General features: G+C 72.3%; 19 protein-coding genes and 1 pseudogene. 12 read left to right on the forward strand and 8 right to left on the reverse strand.

The genetic code is table 11. The annotated features are described in order from the left end of the window. Positions 1-64: 64 nt before the first annotated feature. Both O3597_RS02545 and O3597_RS02550 read right to left on the reverse strand, forming a co-directional pair. Positions 65-763, reverse strand: coding sequence for a class F sortase (locus O3597_RS02545; RefSeq protein ID WP_281603157.1), 699 nt, complete (start codon positions 761-763; stop codon positions 65-67). After that, positions 747-1,691, reverse strand: coding sequence for a hypothetical protein (locus O3597_RS02550; protein ID WP_281603158.1), 945 nt, complete (start codon positions 1,689-1,691; stop codon positions 747-749). Before O3597_RS02550 ends, O3597_RS02545 begins: the two co-directional genes overlap by 17 nt. A gap of 532 nt (positions 1,692-2,223) precedes the next feature. On the opposite strand from O3597_RS02550, the gene O3597_RS02555 reads away from it, so the two are divergent. Further along, complete coding sequence (locus tag O3597_RS02555) at positions 2,224-4,026, forward strand: glycoside hydrolase family 6 protein (protein WP_164447605.1); 1,803 nt, start codon at positions 2,224-2,226, stop codon at positions 4,024-4,026. Between the two features lie 200 nt (positions 4,027-4,226). Here the strand turns inward: O3597_RS02555 and O3597_RS02560 are convergent, their stop codons facing one another. The 3 genes from O3597_RS02560 to O3597_RS02570 all read right to left on the reverse strand — a co-directional run bounded on the left by O3597_RS02560 (position 4,227) and on the right by O3597_RS02570 (position 6,308). Further along, on the reverse strand, positions 4,227-4,607 hold the full coding sequence (locus O3597_RS02560; RefSeq protein ID WP_164447604.1) for a hypothetical protein: 381 nt from the start codon (positions 4,605-4,607) through the stop codon (positions 4,227-4,229). 143 nt (positions 4,608-4,750) lie between these two features. Then, the gene (locus O3597_RS02565) at positions 4,751-5,701 is read right to left on the reverse strand and encodes a hypothetical protein (RefSeq protein WP_281603159.1); all 951 of its coding nucleotides are present in this window, start codon (positions 5,699-5,701) and stop codon (positions 4,751-4,753) included. A gap of 10 nt (positions 5,702-5,711) precedes the next feature. After that, entirely contained in the window at positions 5,712-6,308 is a 597-nt protein-coding gene (locus O3597_RS02570; RefSeq protein WP_281603160.1) for a hypothetical protein, read from the reverse strand. A gap of 297 nt (positions 6,309-6,605) precedes the next feature. Between O3597_RS02570 and O3597_RS02575 the strand changes: the two are divergent. From O3597_RS02575 to O3597_RS02605, 7 genes and pseudogenes are all read left to right on the forward strand, one after another. Further along, positions 6,606-9,215 (forward strand): annotated as a pseudogene (locus O3597_RS02575) (nitrate- and nitrite sensing domain-containing protein); the annotation flags it as partial. Positions 9,216-9,466: 251 nt separating this feature from the next. After that, a complete protein-coding gene (locus tag O3597_RS02580; protein ID WP_208020898.1) occupies positions 9,467-9,886 on the forward strand; it encodes a roadblock/LC7 domain-containing protein in 420 nt (139 codons plus the stop codon). Further along, positions 9,876-10,265: a DUF742 domain-containing protein gene (locus tag O3597_RS02585; RefSeq protein ID WP_281603161.1), complete on the forward strand. Its 390-nt coding sequence runs from the start codon at positions 9,876-9,878 to the stop codon at positions 10,263-10,265. Before O3597_RS02580 ends, O3597_RS02585 begins: the two co-directional genes overlap by 11 nt. Continuing rightward, positions 10,246-10,848: an ATP/GTP-binding protein gene (locus O3597_RS02590; RefSeq protein ID WP_164447599.1), complete on the forward strand. Its 603-nt coding sequence runs from the start codon at positions 10,246-10,248 to the stop codon at positions 10,846-10,848. The genes O3597_RS02585 and O3597_RS02590 overlap by 20 nt, the downstream gene beginning before the upstream one ends. A 104-nt stretch (positions 10,849-10,952) precedes the next feature. Continuing rightward, positions 10,953-11,987, forward strand: a complete 1,035-nt coding sequence (locus O3597_RS02595; RefSeq protein ID WP_281603162.1) for a lactonase family protein — start codon at positions 10,953-10,955, stop codon at positions 11,985-11,987. Positions 11,988-12,132: 145 nt separating this feature from the next. Next, positions 12,133-13,896 (forward strand): substrate-binding domain-containing protein, encoded by a 1,764-nt coding sequence (locus O3597_RS02600; RefSeq protein ID WP_164447597.1) that lies wholly within the window; start codon positions 12,133-12,135, stop codon positions 13,894-13,896. Between the two features lie 206 nt (positions 13,897-14,102). Further along, complete coding sequence (locus O3597_RS02605; protein ID WP_164447596.1) at positions 14,103-15,587, forward strand: sugar transferase; 1,485 nt, start codon at positions 14,103-14,105, stop codon at positions 15,585-15,587. Positions 15,588-15,602: 15 nt separating this feature from the next. Here O3597_RS02605 and O3597_RS02610 read toward each other — a convergent pair whose 3' ends face one another. After that, the gene (locus tag O3597_RS02610; RefSeq protein WP_281603163.1) at positions 15,603-16,727 is read right to left on the reverse strand and encodes a PP2C family protein-serine/threonine phosphatase; all 1,125 of its coding nucleotides are present in this window, start codon (positions 16,725-16,727) and stop codon (positions 15,603-15,605) included. A 92-nt stretch (positions 16,728-16,819) separates the two neighbouring features. On the opposite strand from O3597_RS02610, the gene O3597_RS02615 reads away from it, so the two are divergent. Continuing rightward, a complete protein-coding gene (locus O3597_RS02615) occupies positions 16,820-17,371 on the forward strand; it encodes a MarR family winged helix-turn-helix transcriptional regulator (protein WP_235944782.1) in 552 nt (183 codons plus the stop codon). 33 nt (positions 17,372-17,404) lie between these two features. Here O3597_RS02615 and O3597_RS02620 read toward each other — a convergent pair whose 3' ends face one another. Both O3597_RS02620 and O3597_RS02625 read right to left on the reverse strand, forming a co-directional pair. Further along, on the reverse strand, positions 17,405-19,066 hold the full coding sequence (locus tag O3597_RS02620; RefSeq protein WP_281603164.1) for a PP2C family protein-serine/threonine phosphatase: 1,662 nt from the start codon (positions 19,064-19,066) through the stop codon (positions 17,405-17,407). Between the two features lie 128 nt (positions 19,067-19,194). Further along, on the reverse strand, positions 19,195-20,454 hold the full coding sequence (locus tag O3597_RS02625; protein WP_281603165.1) for an ROK family protein: 1,260 nt from the start codon (positions 20,452-20,454) through the stop codon (positions 19,195-19,197). Between the two features lie 49 nt (positions 20,455-20,503). On the opposite strand from O3597_RS02625, the gene xylA reads away from it, so the two are divergent. The 3 genes from xylA to O3597_RS02640 all read left to right on the forward strand — a co-directional run bounded on the left by xylA (position 20,504) and on the right by O3597_RS02640 (position 24,737). Then, positions 20,504-21,691: a xylose isomerase gene (xylA, locus tag O3597_RS02630; protein ID WP_281603166.1), complete on the forward strand. Its 1,188-nt coding sequence runs from the start codon at positions 20,504-20,506 to the stop codon at positions 21,689-21,691. 10 nt (positions 21,692-21,701) lie between these two features. Continuing rightward, positions 21,702-23,159: a xylulokinase gene (xylB, locus tag O3597_RS02635; RefSeq protein WP_281603167.1), complete on the forward strand. Its 1,458-nt coding sequence runs from the start codon at positions 21,702-21,704 to the stop codon at positions 23,157-23,159. A 132-nt stretch (positions 23,160-23,291) separates the two neighbouring features. Next, entirely contained in the window at positions 23,292-24,737 is a 1,446-nt protein-coding gene (locus O3597_RS02640; RefSeq protein ID WP_281603168.1) for an MFS transporter, read from the forward strand.

Here is a 24,737-nt window from a genome sequence, read left to right on the forward strand (position 1 = left end):
GTGGCACCCCGAACGCGTGGATTCGCGGCGTTCGTCGGGTGCCACAACTGCATGATCGGCGGGGTCAGGTGGTGAGGGTGGCGAAGACGATCACGTTGTCGGGGTAGTCGCCGGTGGCCTCGTCGAACTGGCCGCCGCAGGTGACGACCCGCAGTCCCGGGCGGTCGCTGGGGCCGTACACCTGCTCGGTGGGGAAGGCGTCCTTCGGGTACGAGGCCACCGAGTCCACCCGGAAGGTCGCCGTCCGGCCGTCGGCCCGCTCGACGCTCACGGTGTCACCGGGTTGCAGGGCGCCGAGGGAGAAGAAGACGGCGGGGCCGATCGCGGCCGAGTCGACGTGTCCGACGATGACGGAGTTGCCCGGCTCACCCGGGCTCGGGCCGGGCTCGTACCAACCGGCGAGCAGCGCCTGGTCCAGCGGCGGCACCTGGACGGTGCCGTCGGGGTTGGTACCGAGCGCCATGATGCCGGCGCGGACTCCGATGCGGGGGATGTCGATCCTGGTGGGCGCGGCCCGGGGGAGTCCGGTGGGTACCCGCCGCGCGTCGAGGTCGGCTTCGGCGAACGGGCCGTGGGGGGACCGGTCGCTCGTACCGGCCACGGGCTGTGGTGGGCGCGCGGCGTCGGTGGTCTTCAGCGACGCGCCGATGAGCCCGGAACCCATCATGGCGAGCAGGACGACGACGGCGGCGCCGACGGCACGCCACGGTCTACCGTGGCGGCCGCCGGCCCGTCTCGTCGTCGCGTCAGGCCGCGAACTCATCGACCCGACGACGGCGCATCAGCACGAGGCCGCCGAGGGCGGCCGCGCCGACCAGGCTCGCCCCGGCGGCGGCCAGACCACGGTCGGCGCCGGTGGCGATGCCGCCGTCACCGCCGTCGACCCCGCCGTTCGGCAGGACGACCAGCTCGCCCGTGCCGCAGGAGCCCTCCAGCTTGTACGTGCCGGGGGCGGCGTCCTCGGCGACCTGGGCCTCGCCGTAGTAGACGAAGTCCTTCTTGTGCTCCCAGCCGCGCTTGCCGGACCAGTCGCTCTCGCCCGACTCGCCGGACCGGTCGTCCTTGCCGGACCAGTCGCTCTCGCCCGACTCGCCGGACCAGTCGCCCTTGCCGGACCATTCGCTCTCGGCGGAGTCCGAGCCGTTCTCGTGCCGGCCGGACCAGCCGCCGGTGGACTCCTCGGCGGCCGCGTCGCTCTCCTCGGCCTGGCCCTTCCAGTCCTTCTTGCCGTGGTCCTTCGCGTCGCCGCCCTCGGCGTCCTGGCCGTGCTCCTCGCCCTTCCAGTCGTCGCGGGCGTCAGCCGCGCCGCCGCCCCAACCGCTGCCGGACTCGGCTTCGGCAGGCTGCGAACGTTCGTGGCCGGACCAGCCCTCGCTGTCCGCGCCTTCGGCGGCGCCGTTCTCCTCGCGCCAGTCCTTGTGGTCGCCACGCGAGTCGCCGCCCCGAGCCGGTTCGAGCTTGACCTTCCCGGTGACCTTGGACCAGACGAAGGGGTGCTCCTGCTCCTCGGGGCAGATCTGCACCAGCTTGACCTCGTCGCCAGCCTTGACAGCGTGCGGCTTGGCGTAGACCTTGCCCTCGTCCGTCTGTGCTTGGCCGTCGGCGTACGCGGCCCCCGGCGCGAACACCAGCAGGGAAGCGCTGCCGAGGGCAGCACCCGCAACCACCTTCCCCAGCATCTTCTTAGCCATGACCTGTGTCACTCCATCCCTGTTGTCCTGCGGCCGGCAACAACCGAGCCAGAACCGACGTTAGACCGTTTCATGACTTATGCAGGGAAAATTCGTGTTCTGGCATTAGTTCGGTATGCCGGGTTCTACCGGTTCGCTTGCCCCGGGACCCGCCGGCTTGTCCGGTGCCTGGGTGGATGGGTGGCGTAGTGCTTGCCAGGGCGGCCCGCTCGCGTTGTAGTGGAGTTGGGGGTTTTGCCCGGTAGGGTTTCGAAAATATCGAACCATTGCCATGGAAGCGCTCCCATGCAAGAATCGCAGGACGCGGTGAGCAGAGCCACACCGCGTAGGCAGGTGTCGAGGGCATCCGGTTCGCCGGACGACCACCTAGCCGCCGACCGGCGACGCCGGTCGTCGCACCACCACCAACGCCCGTCCGGGTCGGGCGCTCCCGAAGAATCCCGTTGGCACCGGCGGCCGTCCGCGCAGGACGTCCCTCGGGCCACGTGCCGGGCCGTACGCGGATCCGGTCTCGCCCAAGGAGATCAGTGGCATGAATGTGTGGAGAAGGCTGTCCGGTCGACGCCGGGCCGTCGCGCTGGCCGGCGCGAGCGCGCTGGTCGCGGGCGGTTTGGTGACGCTACCGGTGACCGCGGCGCACGCGGCGACGCAGTGCGACGTGACGTACACGACCAACGACTGGCAGGGTGGGTTCACCGCCAACATCACCATCAGGAACGTCGGCGACGCGATCAGTAGTTGGACGCTCGGCTTCACGTTCCCCGACGCCAACCAGCGTCTCGTGCAGGGCTGGTCGGCGCGGTGGAGCCAGTCGGGCCGGAACGTGACCGCGCAGAGCGAGTCCTGGAACGGCAACCTGGCCACCGGCGCCAGCACGAGCATCGGCTTCAACGGCTCGTGGAGCGGCAGCAACCCCAAGCCCACCTCGTTCGCAGTCAACGGGGTGACCTGTAACGGCGGCACGCCGCCGACCACCACGCCGCCGACGACGACGCCGCCGACGACGACGCCGCCGACGACGACGCCGCCGACGACGCCGCCGCCCACCACGACGCCGCCGACGACGCCGCCCGGCACCAAGGTGGACAACCCGTACGTAGGCGCCCGGGGGTATGTGAACCCGGAGTGGAAGGCCAAGGCCGAGTCGGTAAGCGGTGGCAACCGCATCTCGAACACGCCGACCGGCGTGTGGCTGGACCGGATCGCGGCGATCGAGGGTACCGACAACAGCCAGTCCAACGGCCCGATGGGGCTGCGTGACCACCTGGACGAGGCGCTGCGACAGAACGCGCAGTACATCCAGGTCGTCATCTACAACCTGCCTGGCCGGGACTGCGCCGCACTCGCCTCCAACGGCGAACTGAAGGCCGACGAGCTGCCGAAGTACAAGGCGCAGTACATCGACCCGATCGCGGCGATCCAGGCGGACCCGAAGTACCGCAACCTGCGGATCATCAACATCATCGAGATCGATTCACTGCCGAACCTGGTGACCAACACCTCGGGCAACCCCGGTGGCACCGCGATGTGCGACACGGTCAAGGCCAACGGCGCGTACGTCAACGGTGTCGGCTACGCCCTGGCCAAGCTGGGCGCGATTTCGAACGTCTACAACTACATCGACGCCGGGCACCACGGCTGGCTCGGTTGGGACAGCAACTTCACCCCGACCGCCCAGATCCTGCGGCAGGCGGCCGGCGCCTCCGGTGCCACCGTCAACCACGTGCACGGCTTCATCACCAACACCGCGAACTACTCGGCGCTGCGAGAGCCGTACGCGAAGGTCACCGACTCGGTGAACGGGCAGTCCGTGCGGCAGTCGAAGTGGATCGACTGGAACCAGTACAACGACGAGCTGAGCTTCGCCCAGGCGTTCCGTCAGGAACTGGTCCGGCAGGGCTTCCCCAACAGCATCGGCATGCTTATCGACACCTCCCGTAACGGCTGGGGTGGCCCCAACCGGCCCACCGCTGCCGGCCCGACGACCAACGTGAACACCTACGTGGACGGTGGCCGGATCGACCGTCGCATCCACAAGGGCAACTGGTGCAACCAGTCCGGTGCGGGTCTGGGCGAGCGGCCGAAGGCCGCGCCGGAGTCGGGTATCGACGCCTACGTCTGGATCAAGCCCCCGGGTGAGTCGGACGGCTCCAGCCGCGAGATCCCGAACAACGACGGCAAGGGCTTCGACCGGATGTGCGACCCGACCTACACCGGTAACGCGCGCAACGGCAACAGCATGAGCGGTGCCCTGCCGGACGCACCGATCTCGGGTGCCTGGTTCCCGGCGCAGCTTTCCGAGCTGATGCGCAACGCCTACCCGCCGCTGTCCTGACGGGCACAGGCATACCCGCCGCCGACAGTAGGTGAGGCGCTGCGGCGGCAGGTCACCCGGGCCCCTGGTCCGACCGCACCGGTCGGACCAGGGGCCCCTCGCGCCGCCTGCGCCACGGTTGCCGTCACCCGCCCGGCGGCGGTGCAACGCCGCAACCGGCTACCGCTGTCCGGGTGGGGGCGCACCGGGGCGCGGGCGGATCAGGGAACCGTCTTCTCGATCGCCGCGCGTCCGGTCTCGGCCAGTTCGCGTCGGGCCCGCTCGATGTTCTCGGCGGTGAGGTCCTGCCCTCGGGCCATCACCAGATCCTCCGGCTCCCAGGGCTGCTCGGCGCCGGTACGGATGTTGTCCCCGCCCGCGCCGGTACCGGTTCCCGTCGCGCCGGTGCCGGCGGCGTACGGGTCGGCGATGATGTCGTCGGTCGGCCCGCCTTCGGGCCGGTCGTCCGGTTCGGCGAACGCCGGATTGTCCCGGTCGGGTCCACCTCCGGTCATCAGCTGCGGCACTGTGCTGTCGTCGTCGACCGCCGCAGCCGCCTCGGGGCGCTCCTCCAGCGGTCGTTGCCGATCACGATCCGTCATCGTTGCTGCCCTCCTGTCCGCGGCGATCTCCGGCCCCTGTTGGGCGTACCCGCCTCACCGGTGGCCATGCCTGGCGGTGGTACGCCGAGGGCGGGTGCCCCGGATCGGAGACACCCGCCCTCGGGCGGTACGGCTGCGCGGAGTCAGCGGCCGAGCACCCGGTCGAGGAAGTCCCGGTACTCGCGCACGGCCACCCGCAACTGCTCGGTGTCGGACGAGCCGGCCTCCTGCCAGCCGCCGAGCTTGTCGCGGTGCGCGGCAAGGGCGGCGGACAGCGCCTCCATGGCCTCCTCCACCAGCGACTGCGCCTCGCCCGCCGCCGCCCGGGGATCGTCCACGAAGCGCAGCTGGACGTCGCGCCAGCGGTCCCGGAAGCCCTGCGCCGTCGCGTCGTCGAACAGGGTCGCCGCGCCGGCCGGGACCGCCGCCCCGGAACCGGACGGGCCCTCGCCCGAGGTCTCGGTGTCGGGGTCGACCATCGCGGGGGCGGCACTCCCGTAGCCGGGACCACCCGCCGCCGTGCCGTCAGCGTCCGTCACCGCCGTCGGTCGGTTGTCGCTGTCGGCCGCGTCCACGTCGTCGTCGGTGAGCCGGTCGTCCGTCGGGTCGTCGCCGATGGCCGAAGCCCGGTCGTCGGCGACATCGGCTGCGGAATCGTCGACCGGGTCGGTCCGGTCGACCTCGTCGGCCGTACCGCCGAACTCCGCCGTCGGGTCCGCCCGGCGTCCCTCACGCTCCCCGTCGACGGCGCCGTCACCAGGTCGGGCGGTGTCCTCGTCACGCGGGTCGCGCTCGTCCTCGGGGCGCGGGCTGGCCAGCGCGGACGCGGCGACCGCGCCACCGACCGTGGTCGCGCCGAAGGTGGTCGGCACCGGACCGGGCTCGTGGAACTCGGTGCGCTCGCCATCGGAGCCGGGACGGCCGTCCCAGGGGCGGCCGCGGTCGGCCTCCGACCGGTCCCGATCCGTCGGCTCGTCGACGGTGTCGACCTCGTCGCCCGGCTCCCGGTCGTCCTCGGTGGTCGGCACCGCCACCGGGGCGGAGCGTACGGCCTCCGGGTGGTCGTTGTTGAGCTGCTGCTCTTCCTGCCGCATGGTGATCTCCTCAGCGGTTGGTGGCGTCGTGGGCGGCATCGGGGTGGCGCTGTTCCGGCATCCCCGCAGCGACCGGCGACTCCTCGCCGAGCAGGTCGCTGAAGAGGGCGCGATAGTGGACGACGGCCTGGCGGAGATCCTCGGTGCTGGCCTCGCCCCGGGAGTTGCGCAGGTGGATCTCGTGCGCGTCGCGGTAGTGGCCCAGCGTGCGCGCGTGCTCGACGGAGAGGTGGGCGATCTGGTCATCGAACTCACCGGTGGGGTATCCGCGTTCGGCGATCAGCCGGCTGACCAGTTCGTCGGCCTGCCCGACGGTTTCGGCGGGAGCGTCGACGAAACGTACCTGAAGCTCCTCCCACGCCTCGGCGTACCGGGCACGGGACTCGGGGGTGAGCGGGACCAGTTCGAGCTCGGCGTGCCGGCGTTCCCGGTCCCGCAGCTCGCGCTCGGCGGCGCTGCGGCTGTCCTGCTCGGCGACGACGTGGTCGTACTCGGGGCCGAAACGCTGCCGGAGCGCCCGGCGGCGGCCGGCCACGACGACGGCGGCGGCGATGGCGGCGACCACCAGGATGACGAGGACGGTGACGACTATCTGCGTGGGCGACATGGCTCCTCCTTCGCCTGCAGGTATTCCCGCCACGCACTGATCGCCAATCCCGTTTCGGAGCACTTTCCTGGCCCGACCTGGCGGCCGGCGGGGCGGAAACCGACAGGCGGTTCGTCGCCGGGACGTTCGGCAAAGTACCGGTCGTCTCGACGGACGGTAGTGCGACCGGCGCGGATTACGTATCCTGCCCAAGGCGCCCGAGCCGGCGTCCCGGCGGGACAACCGGGGTGCGCCCCGGCGACGGCGCTGCCCGGCTGTGCCGGAGCCCTTCCAGCCACCCTTCCGGGCGAGGTCCGATTGAACACCCGCGACTGGCCGATCCGCTCGAAACTGACCGCGTTGGTCGTCGTGCCGGTGACCGCGCTGCTGGCACTGTGGATCTTCGCGACCACGCTCACTTTCGGGCCGGCGCTCGACCTGCTCGCCGCCCGTACTCTCCTGTACGACCTCGGCCGGCCGGGTGAGACCGTGGTGGCCGAGCTGCAACGGGAACGACGGCTCTCCGTGGTCCATCTCGCCTCGCCGCGCACCGAGTGTGGACAGCCGCCGGCCAACTGCGTGCTACCGGCCCTGGTGGAACAACGGGCCCGCACCGACGCGGCAATCGCCGAGTTGCGTCGGCGGGTCAGTGGGGAGCAGTTGCGGGACGCCGCCGGAGAGCTGCTCGAAGCTCGGCTCGATCGCTTCATCGGCGAGCTGGACGCGCTGCCGGCCGGGCGCGGCTTCATCGATCGTCGGGATCTCGACCGCGCCGGTGCGGTCGGCCTCTACAGCGGAATGATCACCTCCGCCTTCCAGACCTTCACCGCCCTGGCCAACCTTCCGGACCACGACCTCAACCGTGAGGCGTTGGCGCTGACCAGCCTCGGTCGCTCGCGGGAACTGCTGGGCCAGACCGACGCGCTGCTGGCCGGTGTGTTGACGGCCGGCCGGTTCGCCGAGGGTGAGCACACCCTGCTCGTGCAGGGTATCGGTAATCAGCGGTTCCTGGCCGAGGCCGCGGTGGCCGACCTGCCCGAGGCGGACCGGACCGCGTACCAGCGGCTGACCGAGCAGGAGGCGTTCGGCCGGCTCCGGGAGATGCAGGACGACGTCGTCGCCGCGGATCCGTCGGCCCGGCTCAGGCTCGACCCGCAGGTGTGGCAGACGAGCTACGACACGGTGCAGCAGTCGCTGCGGGACTTCGAACTGACCCAGGCGGACGGCCTGGCCGACCGGTCGGTGCCGATGGCGGTACGGACCCTGGTGCGGCTGGCCGCGGCGGGACTGCTCGGCCTGATCGCCGTCGTGCTCTCGCTGGTGGTGGCGGTCCGGGTCGGCCGCTCTCTCGCCCAACGGCTGACCCTGGTACGCGGCACGCTCGCCGACGCCGAGCGGCGCCTGCCGGAGGTGGTGGACCGGCTGCGCAAGGGTGAGCAGGTCGACCTGGCTCGGGAGGCATCGGTGGCCGACCGGGGCGCCGACGAGATCGGCCAGGTCGCGCAGGCGTTCACCGAGGTGCACAAGGTCGCCATCCGTTCGGCCATGGTCGAGGTGAGCCTGCGGCGTGGTCTCAACGACGTCTTCCTGAACATCGCGCGCCGCAGTCAGGGGCTGGTGCACCGGCAGATCGCGCTGCTTGACCGGCTCGAACGCGACGCGGAGGACCCCGACCACCTGGCCGAACTGTTCCGCGTCGACCACCTCGCCACCCGACTGCGTCGACACGCGGAGGATCTGGTCATCCTCGCCGGTGCCGCACCGGGTCGAGGCTGGCGCAACCCGGTCGCCATGGTGGACCTCATCCGAGGGGCGATCTCCGAGGTCGAGTCGTACGACCGGGTCGACATCACCACGGTGCAGCCCGCCGGCACGGTCGGCCGGGTGGTGGGGGACATCATCCACCTGCTCGCCGAGTTGATCGAGAACGCCACCGTGTTCTCCCCACCCGACTCCCGGGTCGAGATCTCCGGTGAACACGTGGCGCACGGCTATGCCCTCTCCGTCACCGACGAGGGTCTCGGCATGAGCGAGGCGGCCATCGACGAGGCGAACCGGAAGCTGGCCCGGTCGCCGGAGTTCGATCCCAGCGAGACCGTCCGGCTCGGTCTGTTCGTGGTGGCGCGACTGGCCGCCCGGCATGACGTCCGGGTCCGCTTGCGACGGTCGAAGGGAACCGGCCTCACCGCCGTGGTGCTCATCCCGACCGAACTGATCACGGAGGAACCGTCGCCGTTGCCCGGCCCGGAGGCGCTGGCGGGCGACGACAAGGGCGCCACGCCGGAGCAGCGCAGACTGGCCCGGGCGACCCGACTGACCACGGTGCCCCGGCCCCGGAGCCGCACCGTCCCGCGCGACGCGGCCGCATCCGCCGGTGGCCCGGCCGGAGGCGGCCCGGTCGGCGACACGACGGCCCGGACCCAGGTCGGCAGCTCGACGGTCGGGCCGGCGGAGGCCGATGGCCTGCCCCGGCGGATCCGCAGCCGCGGCACCGCCGCCGCATCGCCCAGCGCCGAGCCGGCGCCGTCGAGCACCGATTCCGGCAACGGCGCCCCGTCCAGCGCCGAGGTGGCTCCCGTCGTCCGGGCCGGACCGGAACCTCAACCCGCATCGGCGCGGCCGTCGGGCACCGATTCACCCGGAAGCGGTGCCGACGCGCCGGCCGGACCGGTCTCCGGGCACCGGGACGTGCCCGGTGCCGACCCCGCGCTGGACGCGCCCACCGTGCAACTGCCGGCGATGACCGCCCGGCCCGCACGGACGGCCGCGATCGACGGCCCGACCGTCCGACAACCGGTGGTCGCGTCCCGGACCCTGTCCCGGCCGCAGCGTGATCCGGCGCCGCGCAGCCCGGAGGAGGCACGTCGGGTCATGTCGGCGTTGCAGGCGGGCACCGCGCGGGGTCGGCTGGCCGCCGCCCGAACCCCGAACCCTGACCCGGGCGGACCGGTCCCCGGCAGCGGGACCGACCAGACCGAGCCGTCGCCGCCGCAGCCGAACCACCGGTCCGGTGCGGCTGCGGCTGACCCGACCGACCGGGCCGGCTCCGCCGTGCCGGCTCCCGAGCCGGCCGGAACGGGCCCGGTGGGTCAAGACAGCAGCACCGCGCCGCCCGGCGCCCTGCCGGCCACCGAATCGGCGCCGGCGAATTCCCCGACCGTGACTGAGAGGGACGCCTGATGCAGTCGACGAGGCAGAACGCAGATCTCGACTGGTTGCTGGACGATCTGCTGGAGCGGGTGCCGACCGCGCGGCAGGCCGTGGTGCTGTCGGCCGACGGACTCCTGCTGGGCTCCTCCGCGGGCCTGGGCACCGCCGATGCCGAGCACCTCTGTGCGCTGGCGTCCGGCCTGTCCAGCCTGGCCCGGGGCGCGAGCCGGCACCTCACCGGTGGACCGGTGCGGCAGACCGTCGTGGAGATGGAGTCCGCGTACCTCTTCGTCACCGCGGCGGGCCAGGGCGCGTGCCTGGCGGTCGCCAGCGACGCCGACGCGGACATCGGTCTGGTGGCGTACGAGATGGCGATGCTGGTGACCCGGGTGGGCGAGAACCTGGGGGCGCCGGCCCGGGCGGCTGCGGGTACCGCCGATGCGGACTGAGCTACCCGGGCACCGGCATGAGTGGCTCGATGACGATGCCGGGCCGGTGGTGCGGCCGTACACGCTGACCGGCGGGCGGGCCCGCCCCAGCACCGACGGGCTCGATCTGGTCGCGTACGTGTTGGCGAAGCCGGATCCGGACCTCGCGGCCTACCCGGAGCTGCATCCTGAGCACCGGCTGCTGGTGGAACTGGCCGGCCGCGGTACCCCGGTCGTGGAGCTCGCCGCGGACCTCGACCTGGCGATCGGCGTGGTCCGGGTGCTGCTCGGTGATCTGTTGTCCCGCGGACTGGTCGCCGTGCACCAGCCACCGCGCGCCACGTACCTACCCGACAACGACATCCTCAAGGCGGTGGTCGATGGACTCCGTGCGTTATGACGGCGAGCGACGGGGCAACCGGGTTCCCATCGCGCTGAAGATCCTCATCGCCGGCGGCTTCGGTGCCGGCAAGACGACGCTGGTGAGCGCGTTGAGCGAGGTCCGGCCGTTGCAGACCGAGGAGATCCTGACGGACGCCGGCATCGACACCGACGATCTCTCCGGAGTGGAGACCAAGACGACCACCACGGTGGCGATGGACTTCGGACGGATCACCATCAACGACGACCTCCAGCTCTACCTCTTCGGTACCCCGGGACAGGACCGGTTCTGGTTCCTCTGGGACGAACTGGCCTTCGGGGCGCTCGGCGCGGTGGTGCTCGCCGACACCCGACGGCTGGCCGACTGTTTCCCCTCGATCGACTACTTCGAGCAGCGGGGCATCCCGTTCGTGGTGGGGGTGAACTGCTTCGACGACGCCCGGCGGTTCAGCCTGGAGGCCGTGCGCCGGGCCCTGGATCTGGACCCGGACGTGCCGATGGTGCTCTGCGACGCCCGCGATCGGCAGTCCGGCAAGACCGTGCTGATCTCCCTGGTCGAACACGTCGCGCGGCACCGGGGCGAGCCGGTACCGACAGCCTGAGCCGACCGGCGCACCCCGGGTCGCGGTGCAGAGGTCTAATCCGGGGGTGTCGGGGGAAGGCTGTTGAGGTGGATTCGACGGAAACGAGCGGAGGGCGGCAACCGGTGGCAGGTCGAGGCGAGATCGTTCACATCGGCGGGTACACCGCGCCCAGCGGTGGGCGCGGCACCGGCATCGTCGCCGCCCGGCGGGATCCGCGTACCGGCGAGCTGACGTCGCTGGGCACCGTCGCGGTCACCGACTCGCCCTCCTTCCTCGCCCGCCACCCGACGCGACCCGTGCTGTACGCGGTGAACGAACTGCCCGACGGCCGGATCAGCGCATGGCTGGCCGGGACCGACGGTGAGCTGTCCCCGATCGGCTCGTGGCCTACCCGCGGAGCGGAGCCGTGTCACCTGGCGGTCGCGCCCGACGGTGGTCACCTGTTCGTGGCCAACTACGGCGGCGGCAGCGTGACGGTCTTCCCGCTCGACGCCGACGGGGTGCCGGGCGAGCGCACCGATGTGGTGGCGCATCAGGGACACGGGGCCGACCCCGAACGCCAGGAGCGGGCGCACGCCCACATGGTCTCGCCGGGCACGGGTGCGTCGCCGTTGCTGGCGGTCGATCTGGGCACCGACTCGATCTACCGGTACGACCTGGACAGCGCCACCGGACGACTGGTGCCACGCGCGCCCCGGGTGCGAACCGCGCCCGGGGTTGGCCCCCGGCACCTGGCCCGGCACCCCGACGGGCGGCGTTGCTACGTCTCGGGGGAGCTGGACGGCTCGGTGCTGGCCTACGAGCTGACCGACGGGGCGCTGCACCAACGTGGCCGGGTCGACGCCAGCGACCGGGGCGGGCATGTCCAGCCGTCCGAGATCGGAATCGGTCCGGACGGCCGCTTCCTCTACGTCGCGAACCGGGGCGTCGGCACGGTGACGGTCTTCGCCCTCGGCGCGGACCTGCCGGAACTGGTGGCGGAGGTGGAGACCGGCGGCGAGTGGCCCCGTCACTTCGCCCTGATCGGCGAACACCTGTACGTCGCCGACGAACGGGCGGACATGGTGCGCACGTTCCGGGTCGAACCGGCCACCGGTGTGCCGGTGGCCATCGGCGAGCCGCTACCGATTGCGAGCCCTACTTGCGTTCTGCCCTGATCGTGTGGCTCGGACATAGATACATCCACATTGCGCCGCTGACTCATCACTCAAAGTAACCGAATCGCGGTGAACTGTTTCTCCTCTGTAACTTTCGTCCGAACGGCCATGGCAGTACAACGGTCGGATACGCAAGATGGTCTGCGTGTCAGCAGGCCGCCATCGCATGCGTTCAAGTATTCACGGTGCCGCCGCCGCAGCAGCGGTCGGCGTACTCGTCGTCACCGCTGGCGGGTGGGTCGGCTATCGCCAACTCGCCGGCCAGGACTGCTCGGGCAAGATCGAGCTGTCCGTCGCGGTGGCCAGCGAGCTCGCCCCGGCGGTCGACCAGGCGGCCACCGAGTGGGAGGAGAAGGGGGCCGCAGTCGATGGAACGTGCATCGATGTGACGGTCGCCGCCTCCGACCCGGTCGAGGTGGCCGCGGTGGTGTCCGCCAAGCACGGCGCGATCCTGGCCGGGGTGGGCCAGGCCAGTGGCACTGCGGTGAGCCCGGACGTCTGGATCCCGGACTCCTCGACCTGGCTGCTGCGACTCAAGACCGGCGGCGCGGCGGCGTTCGAGCCCGGCAACGGCTCGTCCATCGCGAGCAGCCCGGTGGTGGTCGCCATGCCGGAGCCGATCGCCACCCGGTTGGGCTGGCCGCAGCAGGAGCTCGGCTGGACCGACCTGCTGACGCGCCTCAACAGTGATCGGCCGCTGAAGACCGGCATCGTGGAGCCGACCCGGGACGCCGCCGGACTGTCCGGCCTGTTGTCGATGATGACCGCCGCGGCGTCGACCGGTGGCGAGACCGCCGAGCAGGAGCGCGTCGGCGCGCTGCGGGCGTTGGCCGCGGGCGCCTCGGCGCTGCGCCAGGACCTGCTCGCCAAGTTCCCGACGGCCAGCGACGCCACCACCCTGGCCAGCGCCCTCGGTGCGGCGGCGCTGTCCGAGGAGGACGTCATCCAGTACAACGCCCGGAAGCCTCCGGTGCCGCTGGCGGCGCTCTACCTGAAGCCGGCGCCACTGCCGCTGGACTACCCGTACGCGGTGCTGCCCGGGATCGAGCCGGCCAAGGCGTCCGCCGCCGGGGTGCTTTTCGAGGCGCTGACCACGACGTCGTTCAAGGACAAGCTGGCCGCGCAGTCGCTGCGGGCGCCGGACGGCAACTGGGGCACCGGTTTCGACGCGCCGCAGGGCGCGCCGAGCCCGGCCGGTGGGGACGCTTCCGTCGCGCCTCCGGCCCAGGGCGGCGTCGCCGCCGGTGGGCTGGCGCCGGACGCGGTGGAGCGCGCGGTCTCCAGCTGGTCCATCGCCACCCTGTCCGGCCGGATGCTCTGCATCATCGACGTCTCCGGCTCGATGAAGAACGAGGTGCCGACCGCCAACGGGGCGACCCGACAGCAGGTCACCACGGAGGCGGCCCGGCGCGGGCTGAACCTGTTCGACGACTCCTGGTCGATCGGCCTGTGGGTCTTCTCGACGAACCTGGTGGGCTCGCGGGACTACCAGGAGTTGGTGCCGATCGCGCCGTTGTCGCGGCAGCGCAGCGAGTTGGAGCGGGGCCTGGACCGGGTCGACTCGTCCAGCGGCGACACCGGCCTGTACGACACGCTGCTGGCCGCGTACAAGGACGTCCAGGCGAACTGGGAACCAGGCAAGGTCAACTCGATCGTGCTGTTCACCGACGGCAAGAACGAGGACGCCGACGGCATCTCCCAGAAGGCCCTGCTCGCCGAGCTCAAGCGGATCAAGGATCCGGAACAGCCGATCCAGGTGATCATCATCGGTATCGGCACCGAGGTCAGCAAGTCGGAGCTGGACACCATCGCGAAGAGCGCCGGTGGCGGTGCGTTCGTCGCCACGGATCCCACCAAGATCGGTGACATCTTCCTCCGGGCGATCGCGCTGCGGAAGGCACCCGCCTGACCTGAGACACCCCGAAAAGGGGCCTGTGGTACCGATTCCGCCGGTACCACAGGCCCCTTTCTCGTTGTCCTACGCCTTGGAAACTGACGGCAATACGTCGGAAGCAATTGGTAGTCATGGTTGTCAAGGCAGGATGTCGTCGTGCATCGGCAGACCCGACCTTCCCGGCCGGGCCCGTGCCGTCGGCGAGCGAAGTGGGAGGGCCGGTGACCTCGGCGACGCTGTTGACCCCGGTCAGATCGTCATCGCGACCGCAGAATGCCCCGGCGCCGGGGCGACCGGTGCGCACCGACCAGCGGGCGTACGTCCGGACGCTCGTGGTGCTGGACACCGCCGTGCTGGCGGTGGCGGTGCTGGTCGGCTACGCCGTCCGGTTCGGTGAGGCCGCACCCCGCGGCCCGGTGCCGTACGTCCTGGTCGCCCCGGCGCTCGTGCTGGCCTGGCTGGTCTCGCTGAAGGCCCTGCGCTGCTACGACGACCGGGTGGTGGGTTACGGTGCGGACGAGTACCGGCGGGTGAGCATGGCGAGTCTGCGGCTGGCCGGCGCCACCGCGATCGCGGGCTACGTCGCCGACGTCGGGGTCTCCCGGGGCTTCCTGGCCATCACCTTCGCGGTGGGCACGATCGGTCTGGAGGTGGCCCGGTTCGCCGCCCGTAAGCGCCTGCACCGCGCGCGATCGCAGGGGTCGGGCTGGTCGCGGCGGGTGCTGGTGGTCGGTGACACCGCCCACGTGCTGGAGCTGGTGCACACCCTGCGCCGCGAGCCCTACGCCGGCTACCAGGTCGTCGGTGCCTGCATCCCGGACGCCCTGCTCGCCCCGGTCGCCCAGCGGCTCGGCGACGTGCCGGTGGTCGGCTCGTTCCGGGCCATCCCGGAGGCCGCCGCCGCGATCGGCGCGGACACGGTCGCCGTCACCGCCTGCGGGGAGCTGACCGCGACCCGGCTGCGTCGGCTCGGTTGGCAACTGGAGGGCACCGGCATCGACCTGGTGCTGGCTCCGGCGCTGACCGACGTGGCCGGCCCGCGCATCCACACCCGGCCCGTCGCCGGCCTGCCACTGATCCACGTGGAGGCCCCCGAGTTCCGTGGTGTCCGCAAGCTGGTCAAGGGGTTCGTCGACCGGTCGATGTCGCTTGTCGCCCTGGCCCTCTTGCTGCCCCTGCTGGTGGTCATCGCGTTGGCCGTGAAACTGGACAGCCGAGGCCCGGTGCTGTTCCGCCAGATTCGGGTCGGGCAGGGCGGCCAGGAGTTCGGCGTCTTCAAGTTCCGCACCATGGTGGTCAACGCGGACGTGCTGCTGGCGGAGTTGGCCGCCCGCAACGAGACCGACGGCCTGTTGTTCAAGATGCGGGACGACCCCCGGGTGACCCGGGTCGGTCGGCTGTTGCGCAAGTGGTCACTGGACGAGTTGCCGCAACTGGTGAACGTCCTGCTGGGGCAGATGAGCCTGGTCGGTCCCCGGCCGCCGCTGCCCTCCGAGGTCGCCCGTTACGACGGCGACGTCGCCCGTCGGCTACTGGTCAAGCCGGGGATGACCGGGCTCTGGCAGGTCAGCGGCCGCTCCGATCTGAGCTGGGAGGACGGCATCCGGCTCGACCTCTACTACGTGGAGAACTGGTCGCTCGCCGCCGACCTGACGATCCTGTGGAAGACCGTCGGCGCGGTGGTGAACAGCCGCGGCGCGTACTGACCCGGCGGGCAGGTCTCACGGCTGCGGGCCGAGCCAGTCCAGGCAGACCACGACGGCGTCGTCGGTGAGATCACCGGCGACGAAGGCCCGTAGGTCGCCGAGCAGGGAGCGGACGGCGTCCAGCGCCGCCATCGGTGCGGTCCGGCGCAACATCCGGTCCAGCGCGGTCTGACCGTACTGCTCGGCGCTCCCGGCCGCCTCGATCACCCCGTCACTGATCATGAACAGTCGGTCGCCGCGCTGGAGCTGGACGAACTGCTCGCGGTAGTTGGTTCCCTCGAACATGCCGAGCGGGAACTGCTCCTCCAGCGGCTGGATGCTGACCTCGCCGTCCCGGAGCAGCACGAGCCGGGGCGAGCCGGCGTCGACGGCGGTGAGCCGCCCGGTGCGCAGATCCAGTTCGAGCAGCAGGGTCGCGAGGTACTGCTCACCCCGGTGCAGGTCGTAGATCGCCTGGTCGGCGAGGGCGGCCTGGTCGGCCAGGGGAATGCCGGCCCGGCGGGCGTTGCGCAGCGCACAGGTCGCGAGGGTGGTGAGCATGGACGCGGCGACCCCCTCACCCATCCCGTTGATGGTGGCCAGCCAGACCCGCTCCCCGTCGTCGGACCAGTCGAAGCTGTCGCCACGCACCGCGTACGCCGGCTCCAGCTGACCGGCGAGGCTGAAGGAGGGACGCAGCCGGCTACGCCCCGGCAGCAGTTCCCACTGCACCTCGGCGGCGAGGGTGAGTCGGCGACTGCGCCGGGCCACCCGGTACACGTCCGTGCCGGCGTCGACGGCGGCCAGCTCGTGGGCCAGCGCGGTGGCGACCTCCGCCAGCTCGGCAAGTCGGGCTTCGGTGACCGGCGTGACCCGGAGCACACCCCGCCGTTCGCCACGCATGCTCACCGGCAGGTACCCGATGCCGTCGGCGTGGGTCGGGCTCTGGTGGTCGAAGCAGCGCCAGGCCGGGTGCCCGGGCGTGGTCACCGCGTCCCCGCCGCCCAGCGGCAGCAGCGCCGCCAGCCGGTAGTCGACCTGGAGGAGATCGGTGTCGGTGATGCCGTACTCCCGCTCGAACAGCTCCCCGACGCGCGTCACGAGGAGGTCCACGGGCGCGGCGGTGATGGCCGCGCGGCCCTTGTCGACCGGCTCGCTCATGGTCCCTCCTTGATCACAAGCCCAACCACCGACGGAATCGGGGTACGCTCAGGCGCACCATGGCGGAACTGCATGGTCCACCGGGACCCGAGATGAGTATGGCTGCCGAGCTGGATGCCGCGGCAGGTGCCCTGCTGACGGTCTGGGACGGTGCGCGGGAACGGACGGCCAACCGCATCTCCACCGCCCAGCTTCGCGCCGTCATGCTCGTCGAACGGCATGACGGGATAAACCTGCGGCGCCTCGCCGCCGGTCTGGACATGCTGCTCTCGTCGGCCAGCCGACTGTGTGACCGGCTGGTCGCCGCTGGAATGCTGGAGCGGGAGCCGGGCCGCGCCGATCGGCGGGAGATCTCGCTGCATCTGACCGCCGAGGCCTGCCGGTTGCTGGCTGAGCTGCGCGACGACCGTCGTCAGCACCTGGCGGCGATCCTGGCCGACATGACTCCCGAAGCCCGGGAGGCGCTGCTACGCGGGCTCCGTGCCTTTGACGAGGCCGCCCGCGCTCGGGTCGTACGACCGGTGTCGCCGCTGGTGCCGCAGCCCGAGGAACCACGTGCGGAACAGCCGGAAGGCCGGGAGGCCGTCGAGGCGGCACCGCGTGGCTGGGCAGCGGGGGAGGCCTCCGTCTTCCGGACGGCCTGACCGGGCCGGCTACCGTCGGTGCTGCCGCCCGGGTCAGTCCGCGGGACCGATCGCCAGCATCGCGATGTCGTCGTGGCGGTGCCCGGCACACCACGTGTCGATCTCCCGAAGCACGCGGTCGACGAGCGTCGCCGGGGGCAGCCCGGCGCCGGCCGCCAGCGTCCGGCGTAGCCGCCGCTCGCCGAAGACCTCCGCGCCGTGCGGGCCGCCCCGGGCATCGGCGACCCCGTCGGTGCGGGTGAAGAGCAGTTCGCCGGGGCCCAGCCGAAGGTCGGCGGCGGCGAACCGGGCACCGGGCAACGCACCGACCGGCATTCCGCCCACCTGAAGTGCGGCCACCGTTCCGTCGGCACGCACCACGAGGGGTGCCGGATGCCCGCCCCCGGCGATCCGCAACCGCAGTTCGCCCTCGGGTCCGACGCGCAGGGCGCCCAGCAGCAGGGTGGTGAACTGTCCGCGCCGGTTCGTGTCCGGCAGGTCGAGCAGTGCCCGGTCGAGCAGCCGGAGCAGTTCCTGCGGTTGCCGTTCGACCAGTCGTAGGGTCTGCAACGACTGGCGTACCCGGCCGGTGAGCACGGCCGCACCCACGCCCTTGCCGCAGACGTCGCCGACGGCGAACAGCGCACCGTCGCCGGTCGGCAGGACGTCGTAGAAGTCGCCACCGATGCGCAGTCCGTCCCCGGCCGCGCGGTAGCCCCCGGCCAGGCGCACGCCGGCCACCGTGGGCAGCCGCGGCGGCAGCAGGCTGTGCTGGAGAACCCGGGCGAGGTGGCTCTGTTCGTCGTGCAGTTGCGCGGTGGCCAGGGCGGCACCGGCTCGGGCGGCGAACTCCCGGACCAGCTCGACGTCGCGGCGGTCGAAGCCGGCCCGCCCCGATCGGCGGAGCAGCACCAGGGCGCCGGCCGTCCGACCGGCGCCGGGGATCGGGCTGACCAGCAGGGCGCTCGGGTCGAGCTCCGCCGGGACCAACTGGTCGATTCCCTCCCGTGCGATGGCCGGCCAGGGTCGTGGGTCGGCGGGCTCGCCGTCGAGGGCCTCGACGAGTCCGGGTACGGCAGTGACCACGTCCCAGCCGACCGTTCCGCTGGCCGGCGCGCTGTGGTCAACGGTCTGCCGGACCCAGTGCGGCCGATGCTCGGTGGGTGTCGGTGGCAGGTACACCACCAAGGCCAGGTCGGCCAGGTAGGGCACGGGCAGGGTGGCCACGGCGTGCAGCGCCTGGTCACCCTCCAGTGCCAGGCCGAGCTGACGGCCGGCGTCGGCCAGGAACCGGGTACGCCGGCGCTCGGCGAGCAGCTCCGTCTCGCGGGCGTGCTCGTCGGTGACGTCCCGCACGTACCAGGCGGACCGGTTACCACCGAGCGTGCGGCGGACCCCGCGCAGTCGCCGACCGAGGTGCTCGGCATCGAAGTCGTCCGCACCGGTGGCGGTTGCGGCCGCCAGGGCCGCGAGCGGACAACCGGTCAGGTCGGTGCCGACGACGATCTCCGGCAGCAACTCTCCGGCCATCGCGTTCACCAGCACGACCAGCCCGGCGTCGTCGGTGGTCAGCACCGCCTCACCGAGCCCGTCGAGGAGCTCACGGGCGAGGTCGGCGTCCACGGGTGACGTGGGGCGCGGCGCCTCGGCGGCGGTGTGCTCCGACCGGTCTTCGCCGGCCACGCCGGCGATGGGGCCGGGTCGGGTGCTGGTCATCGGCGGACGCCCGGCTCCAGGCACTGTCGACCAGTACGCATACCGGTGGTGCACTCCTCGGGGGGTCACGGTTGGTTGCCTGCGAACAAGCGTACCGAGCCGTTGCCGAGGTGCCCCGGTCGAGCGCGTCAGAGCCGGGCCAGCCAGCCGCCGGGGCGAGCGATGATTCGACGTACCACCGAGCCGGCCGCTCCCACCGCCGCGGCGGTGGCGCCCAGGGTGGCCGGTCGGACGGTGACCGGCGACCACGCCGCGGTGAGCACCCGGCGTTCGATCTCGGCGAGTACGGGCGGCCGGAGCCAGCCGGTGAGCGGGGCATAGCCACCGCCGAGCACCACCGTGTCGAGGTCCAGCAGGTTGACCACGCTCGCCACGGTGACCCCGATCGCCGTACCGGCCTCGGCCAGGGCGCGCAGCACGGCGGGATGCTCGGCGACGGCGAGCTGGGTCAGCCGGGTCGAGGCCCGGTCGGCGGGCAGGTCCGCGCCGGCCAGGCCGGCGGCGGACAGGATCGCCTCCTGCCCGGCGTAGAGCTCCAGACAGCCCCGGCCGCCGCAGCGGCAGGGTGGCCCGTCCGGGCGGACCGGGATGTGCCCGATCTCGCCGCTCCAACCACGGGTCCCCCGGAACAGCGCGCCGTCGAGGACGATGCCCGCACCGATGCCGACCTCGCCGGAGATGTGCAGGAAGCTGCCCGGCGCGGCACCGGCATGCAGCTCGCCCAACGCGGCGAGGTTGGCCTCGTTGTCCACCACCAGGGGCGGCACCCCGTCGACCCGCTCGGTCAGTGGGGGATGGTCGGCCAGCAGTTCCGGCACCGGTACGTCTCGCCAGCCCAGGTTCGGCGCGAGGCGGACCCGCCCGGCGTCGTCGACCAGGCCGGGCACCCCCAGGGCGGCACCGGCCAGGGTCAAACCGTGGGCCTCGGCGTCGACGCGGGCCCGGCGGGCCAGCTCGGCGAGCTGGCCGAGAGCCTCGGCCGGTGACACGGGTCGCAGGTCGGCCCGGTGCACGGTGTGGTGCCGGACCTGACCGGAGAGGTCGACGACGCACGCGGCGAGGTAGTCGACGTTGATCTCCAGGCCGAGACCGGCCGGACCGTCGCCGGCCAGCATCAGACCGCGCGCCGGACGACCGGCACCGGCCCGTGGCGTCGGATCCGCCTCGGTGACGAGCCGGCCGGCGACGAGGTCCTCCACCACGGCCGACACAGTGGCCCGGGTGAGGCCGGTGTCGGCGGCCAGCGCCGCCCGCGACGGGGGGCGACGGGCGGCGGCGATGCGGCCGAGCACGAGGGCGAGATTCAGCTCACGCAGGCTGCCCTGCCGCACCGCGCCGGCCGGGGCTGCGGGTGAGGTCACCCCTTGACACTGCCACACCGCAGTCATTTAATTCAACCACTGAACAAATAGCGGATGACACCACCGGAGGTCTGCCATGGCACCCCGTCCCACCCCTGCCGACAAGTTCTCCTTCGGGCTCTGGACGGTCGGCTGGCAGGGCCGCGACCCGTTCGGCCACGCCACCCGAGCCGCGTTGGATCCGGTGGAGTCGGTGCACCGGCTCGCCGAGCTGGGCGCGTACGGCGTCACCTTCCACGACGACGACCTGGTGCCGTTCGGCGCGGACGCCGCCACCCGGGACGCCCAGATCGCCCGGTTCCGCAAGGCGCTCGACGAGACCGGCCTGGTGGTACCGATGGTCACCACCGACCTGTTCCAGCAGCCGGTCTTCAAGGACGGTGGCTTCACCAGCAACGACCGCGACGTCCGGCGGTACGCGTTGCGCAAGGTGCTGCGCAACATCGATCTCGCCGCCGAGCTGGGCGCGAAGACCTTCGTCATGTGGGGCGGCCGGGAGGGCGGCGAGTACGACGTCGCCAAGGACGTCCAGGCCGCGCTGGAGCGCTACCGCGAGGCGGTGGACCTGCTCTGCCAGTACGTCATCGACCGCGGCTACGACCTGCGCTTCGCGCTGGAGCCCAAGCCGAACGAGCCGCGCGGTGACATCCTGCTGCCCACCGTCGGGCACGCCCTGGCGTTCATCTCCACCCTCGCCCACCCGGAGCGGGTCGGCCTGAACCCGGAGGTCGGCCACGAGCAGATGGCCGGGCTGAACTTCGTCCACGGCATCGCCCAGGCGCTCTGGCAGGGCAAGCTGTTCCACATCGACCTCAACGGTCAGCGTGGCGTCAAGTACGACCAGGACCTGGTCTTCGGTCACGGCGACCTGCTCAACGCCTTCGCCCTGGTCGACCTGCTGGAGCACGGCGGCACGGCCGGCGGCCCCGGCTACGACGGCCCCCGCCACTTCGACTACAAGCCCTCGCGCACCGAGGACGTCGACGGTGTCTGGGCCTCGGCCGCCGCGAACATGAGCACCTACCTGCTGCTCAAGGAGCGGGCCGCGGCGTTCCGGGCCGACCCGGAGGTGGCCGAGGCGCTGGCCGCGAGCAAGGTCGCCGAGCTGGGCGTGCCGACCCTCGGCGAGGGCGAGGGCTACACCGAGCTGCTCGCCGACACCAGCGCGTTCGAGGAGTTCGACGTCGACGCGGTGGCCGCCAAGGGCTTCGGTTTCGTCCGGCTGAACCAGCTCGCCGTCGAGCACCTGCTCGGCGCGCGCTGAGGCGGTCGGCATGCCGCTCGTCGCCGGGGTGGACTCCTCCACCCAGTCCTGCAAGGTGGTCGTCCGGGACGCGGAGACCGGTGCCCTGGTCCGGCAGGGCCGGGCACCGCACCCGGACGGCACCGAGGTCGACCCGTCGGCCTGGTGGTCGGCCCTCCGGACGGCGATCGACGCCGCCGGCGGGTTGGCCGACGTCGCCGCGGTCTCCGTGGCCGGCCAGCAGCACGGCATGGTCTGCCTCGACGAGGCCGGCGAGGTGATCCGGCCGGCGCTGCTGTGGAACGACACCCGGTCGGCCGGTGCGGCGGCCGAGCTGATCCAGGAGGCGGGCGAGGGGGAGGCCGGCCGCCGGTTCTGGGCCGACGCGGTGGGCAGCGTGCCGGTGGCCAGCTTCACCGTCACCAAGCTGCGCTGGCTGGCCCGCAACGAGCCCGCGAACGCCGATCGGGTGGCGGCGGTCTGCCTGCCGCACGACTGGTTGACCTGGCGACTGGCCGGTGCTCCCGGGCTGGACGCGCTGCGTACCGACCGCAGCGACGCCAGCGGCACCGGCTACTGGTCCCCGGCCACCGGTGAGTACCGGCCGGACCTGCTGGAACGGGCGCTCGGCCGGGCGGTGCGGGTGCCCACGGTGCTCGGCCCTGCCGAAACCGCCGGCCGGTTGGCTCCGGCGGCGTTGTCCGGTGCCGTTTCCGCCGCCGACCCGAACGGGGCGCTGCTCGGGCCGGGCGCGGGCGACAACGCCGCCGCCGGCTTCGGCGTCGGTGCCCGCCCGGGCGACGTGGTGGTGTCGATCGGTACCTCCGGCACGGTCTTCAGCATCGCGGACGCCCCGGCGGCCGATCCGAGCGGCATCGTCGCCGGCTTCGCCGACGTGACCGGCCGGTTCCTGCCGCTGGTCTGCACGCTGAACGCGGCCCGGGTGCTGGACGCCGCCGCCGCGATGCTGCGGGTCAGTCTGGACGAGCTGGCCGACCTGGCGCTGTCCGCGCCGCCCGGCGCGGACGGGCTGGTCATGGTTCCGTACCTGGAGGGGGAACGGACCCCGAACCGGCCGGACGCCACCGGTGCGGTGCACGGGCTGACCCTGCGCACCTCGACCCCGGCGCACCTGGCCCGGGCCGCCGTGGAGGGGATGCTCTGCGCCCTCGCCGACGGGCTCGACGCGCTCGCCGCCCACGGCGCGACAGTACGTCGGGTGATCCTGGTCGGTGGCGGCGCCCGCTCGGCGGCGGTGCGTCGCATCGCGGCGCAGGTTTTCGGCTGCCCGGTGGTGGTCCCACCGCCCGGCGAGTACGTCGCCGACGGTGCCGCCCGGCAGGCCGCGTGGTTGGCCCTGGGCACGGGGGAGCCGCCGTCCTGGACACCGTCCGGCACGCAGGAGTACGCCGCTGAACCGATGCCCGGCATCCGGGAGCGCTACGCGCAGGCCCGGGAACGCCATCTGGACCGGTTGTCCCAGGGCTGAACACGCCCGCTCCCGGGTCGGGTGGCCCGCACGTGACGAGGAGCCACCCGATCCGGGACCGAGCACGATCTCGGCCGCACCGCGAGGTGACCCGGTGATCGGCTCGTTATCCCGCCCTGGTTGGCTGCCCGCATGACCTTGACCAGACGCGGACCCGTGCGGGGGTGGGGCAGCAGTGCGCCGCGCCGGCTCTACAGCGTCGTGGTCTTCGTGCTGCTCGCCTCGCTGGACAACGTGGCGATCGGTCTGGTGCCGCCGCTGTACGGCGCGATCGCCGACTCCTTCGAGGTGCCGCAACGGCTGCTCGGCCTGGTCACCGCGATCAGCTTTCTGATCAGCGCGGTGGCGGCGGTGGGTTGGGCGTACTTCGGAGACCGGACCAACCGCAAGCCGTTGCTCATGATCGGCACACTGCTCTGGGTGGCCGGGTTGGGCGGCAGCGCACTGGCCGGCAACTACCCCACCTTCCTGGCCGCGCAACTGCTCGCCGCGGTGGGTCTCGGTGCGGTCGGGTCGGTCGGTTACTCGGTGGTCACCGATCTCATCACGCCGCGCCGTCGAGGCCTGGTGATGAGTTTCTGGGGGCTCTCCCAGGGGGTCGGCACCCTGGCCGGCACCCTCGTCGGCGGGCTGCTCGGCGCGACCGACTGGCGTCGGCCGTTCCTGGTGCTCACCGTGGTCGGGTTGGCCGCCACGGCGGCCTACCTGTTCACCTACGACATCCGGCGCGGTCAGAGCGAGCCGGCACTTGCCGCCGCGCTCGCCGCCGGCGACGACTACGACTACCGGATCAGCCGGGCCGACCTGCCCGTCATCCTGGGCCGACGGACCAACCGTTGGCTCATCCTCCAAGGCCTCACCGCGCAGGCCGCCTTCGGATCGCTGGTCTGGCTGCCGGTGCTCTTCCGCGAGCGGGCCGAGGACCAGGGCTACACCGCGGCGACCGCCATCGTGGTGGGCAGCGTCTTCGCCACGCTGTTCCAACTCGGTGGGGTCTTCTCCATCGTCGGCGGGTTGATCGGCGACGCGCTGCAACGGCGTACGCCCTCGGGCCGGGCGATGGTCGCCTCCGTCGGCATCTTCGCGGCGCTTCCGTTCTACCTGGTGTTGTTCTTCGTACCGATGCGCATCGACGTGCCCGACGGGGCCGGCACCGGCGCGATCGTCGGTGCGGTGCTGGCCAGCGTGGTGAGCGAACCGACGGTCGGGCTCAGCCTGCTCGCCGCGGTGCTGGCCCTGGCGCTCACCTCGGCGAACTCGCCGAACTGGTTCGCGCTGATCGCCGACGTCAACCCGCCGGAGAACCGGGGCACCGTCTACAGCCTCGGCAACCTGGTCAACGGGGTGGGGCGGGCGGCCGGCAACGGCCTGGTCGGGGTGGCGTTCCACGGGCTGCGGGTGGCCTTCCCGCCGCCGCTGAACTACGCCGTCGGGCTGGCCGCCTTCCAGCTCTTCTTCATCCCCACCGGCGTCATGTACTGGCTCGCCGCCCGCACCTCACCCAAGGACATCGCCGACGTCCGACAGCTGCTGCACGCCCGCGGCCGAAAGGATCCTGGTGCGGAACCGCCCGCGTAG

The organism is Verrucosispora sp. WMMA2044, assembly GCF_027497155.1.
Lineage (GTDB): Bacteria > Actinomycetota > Actinomycetes > Mycobacteriales > Micromonosporaceae > Micromonospora > Micromonospora palythoicola.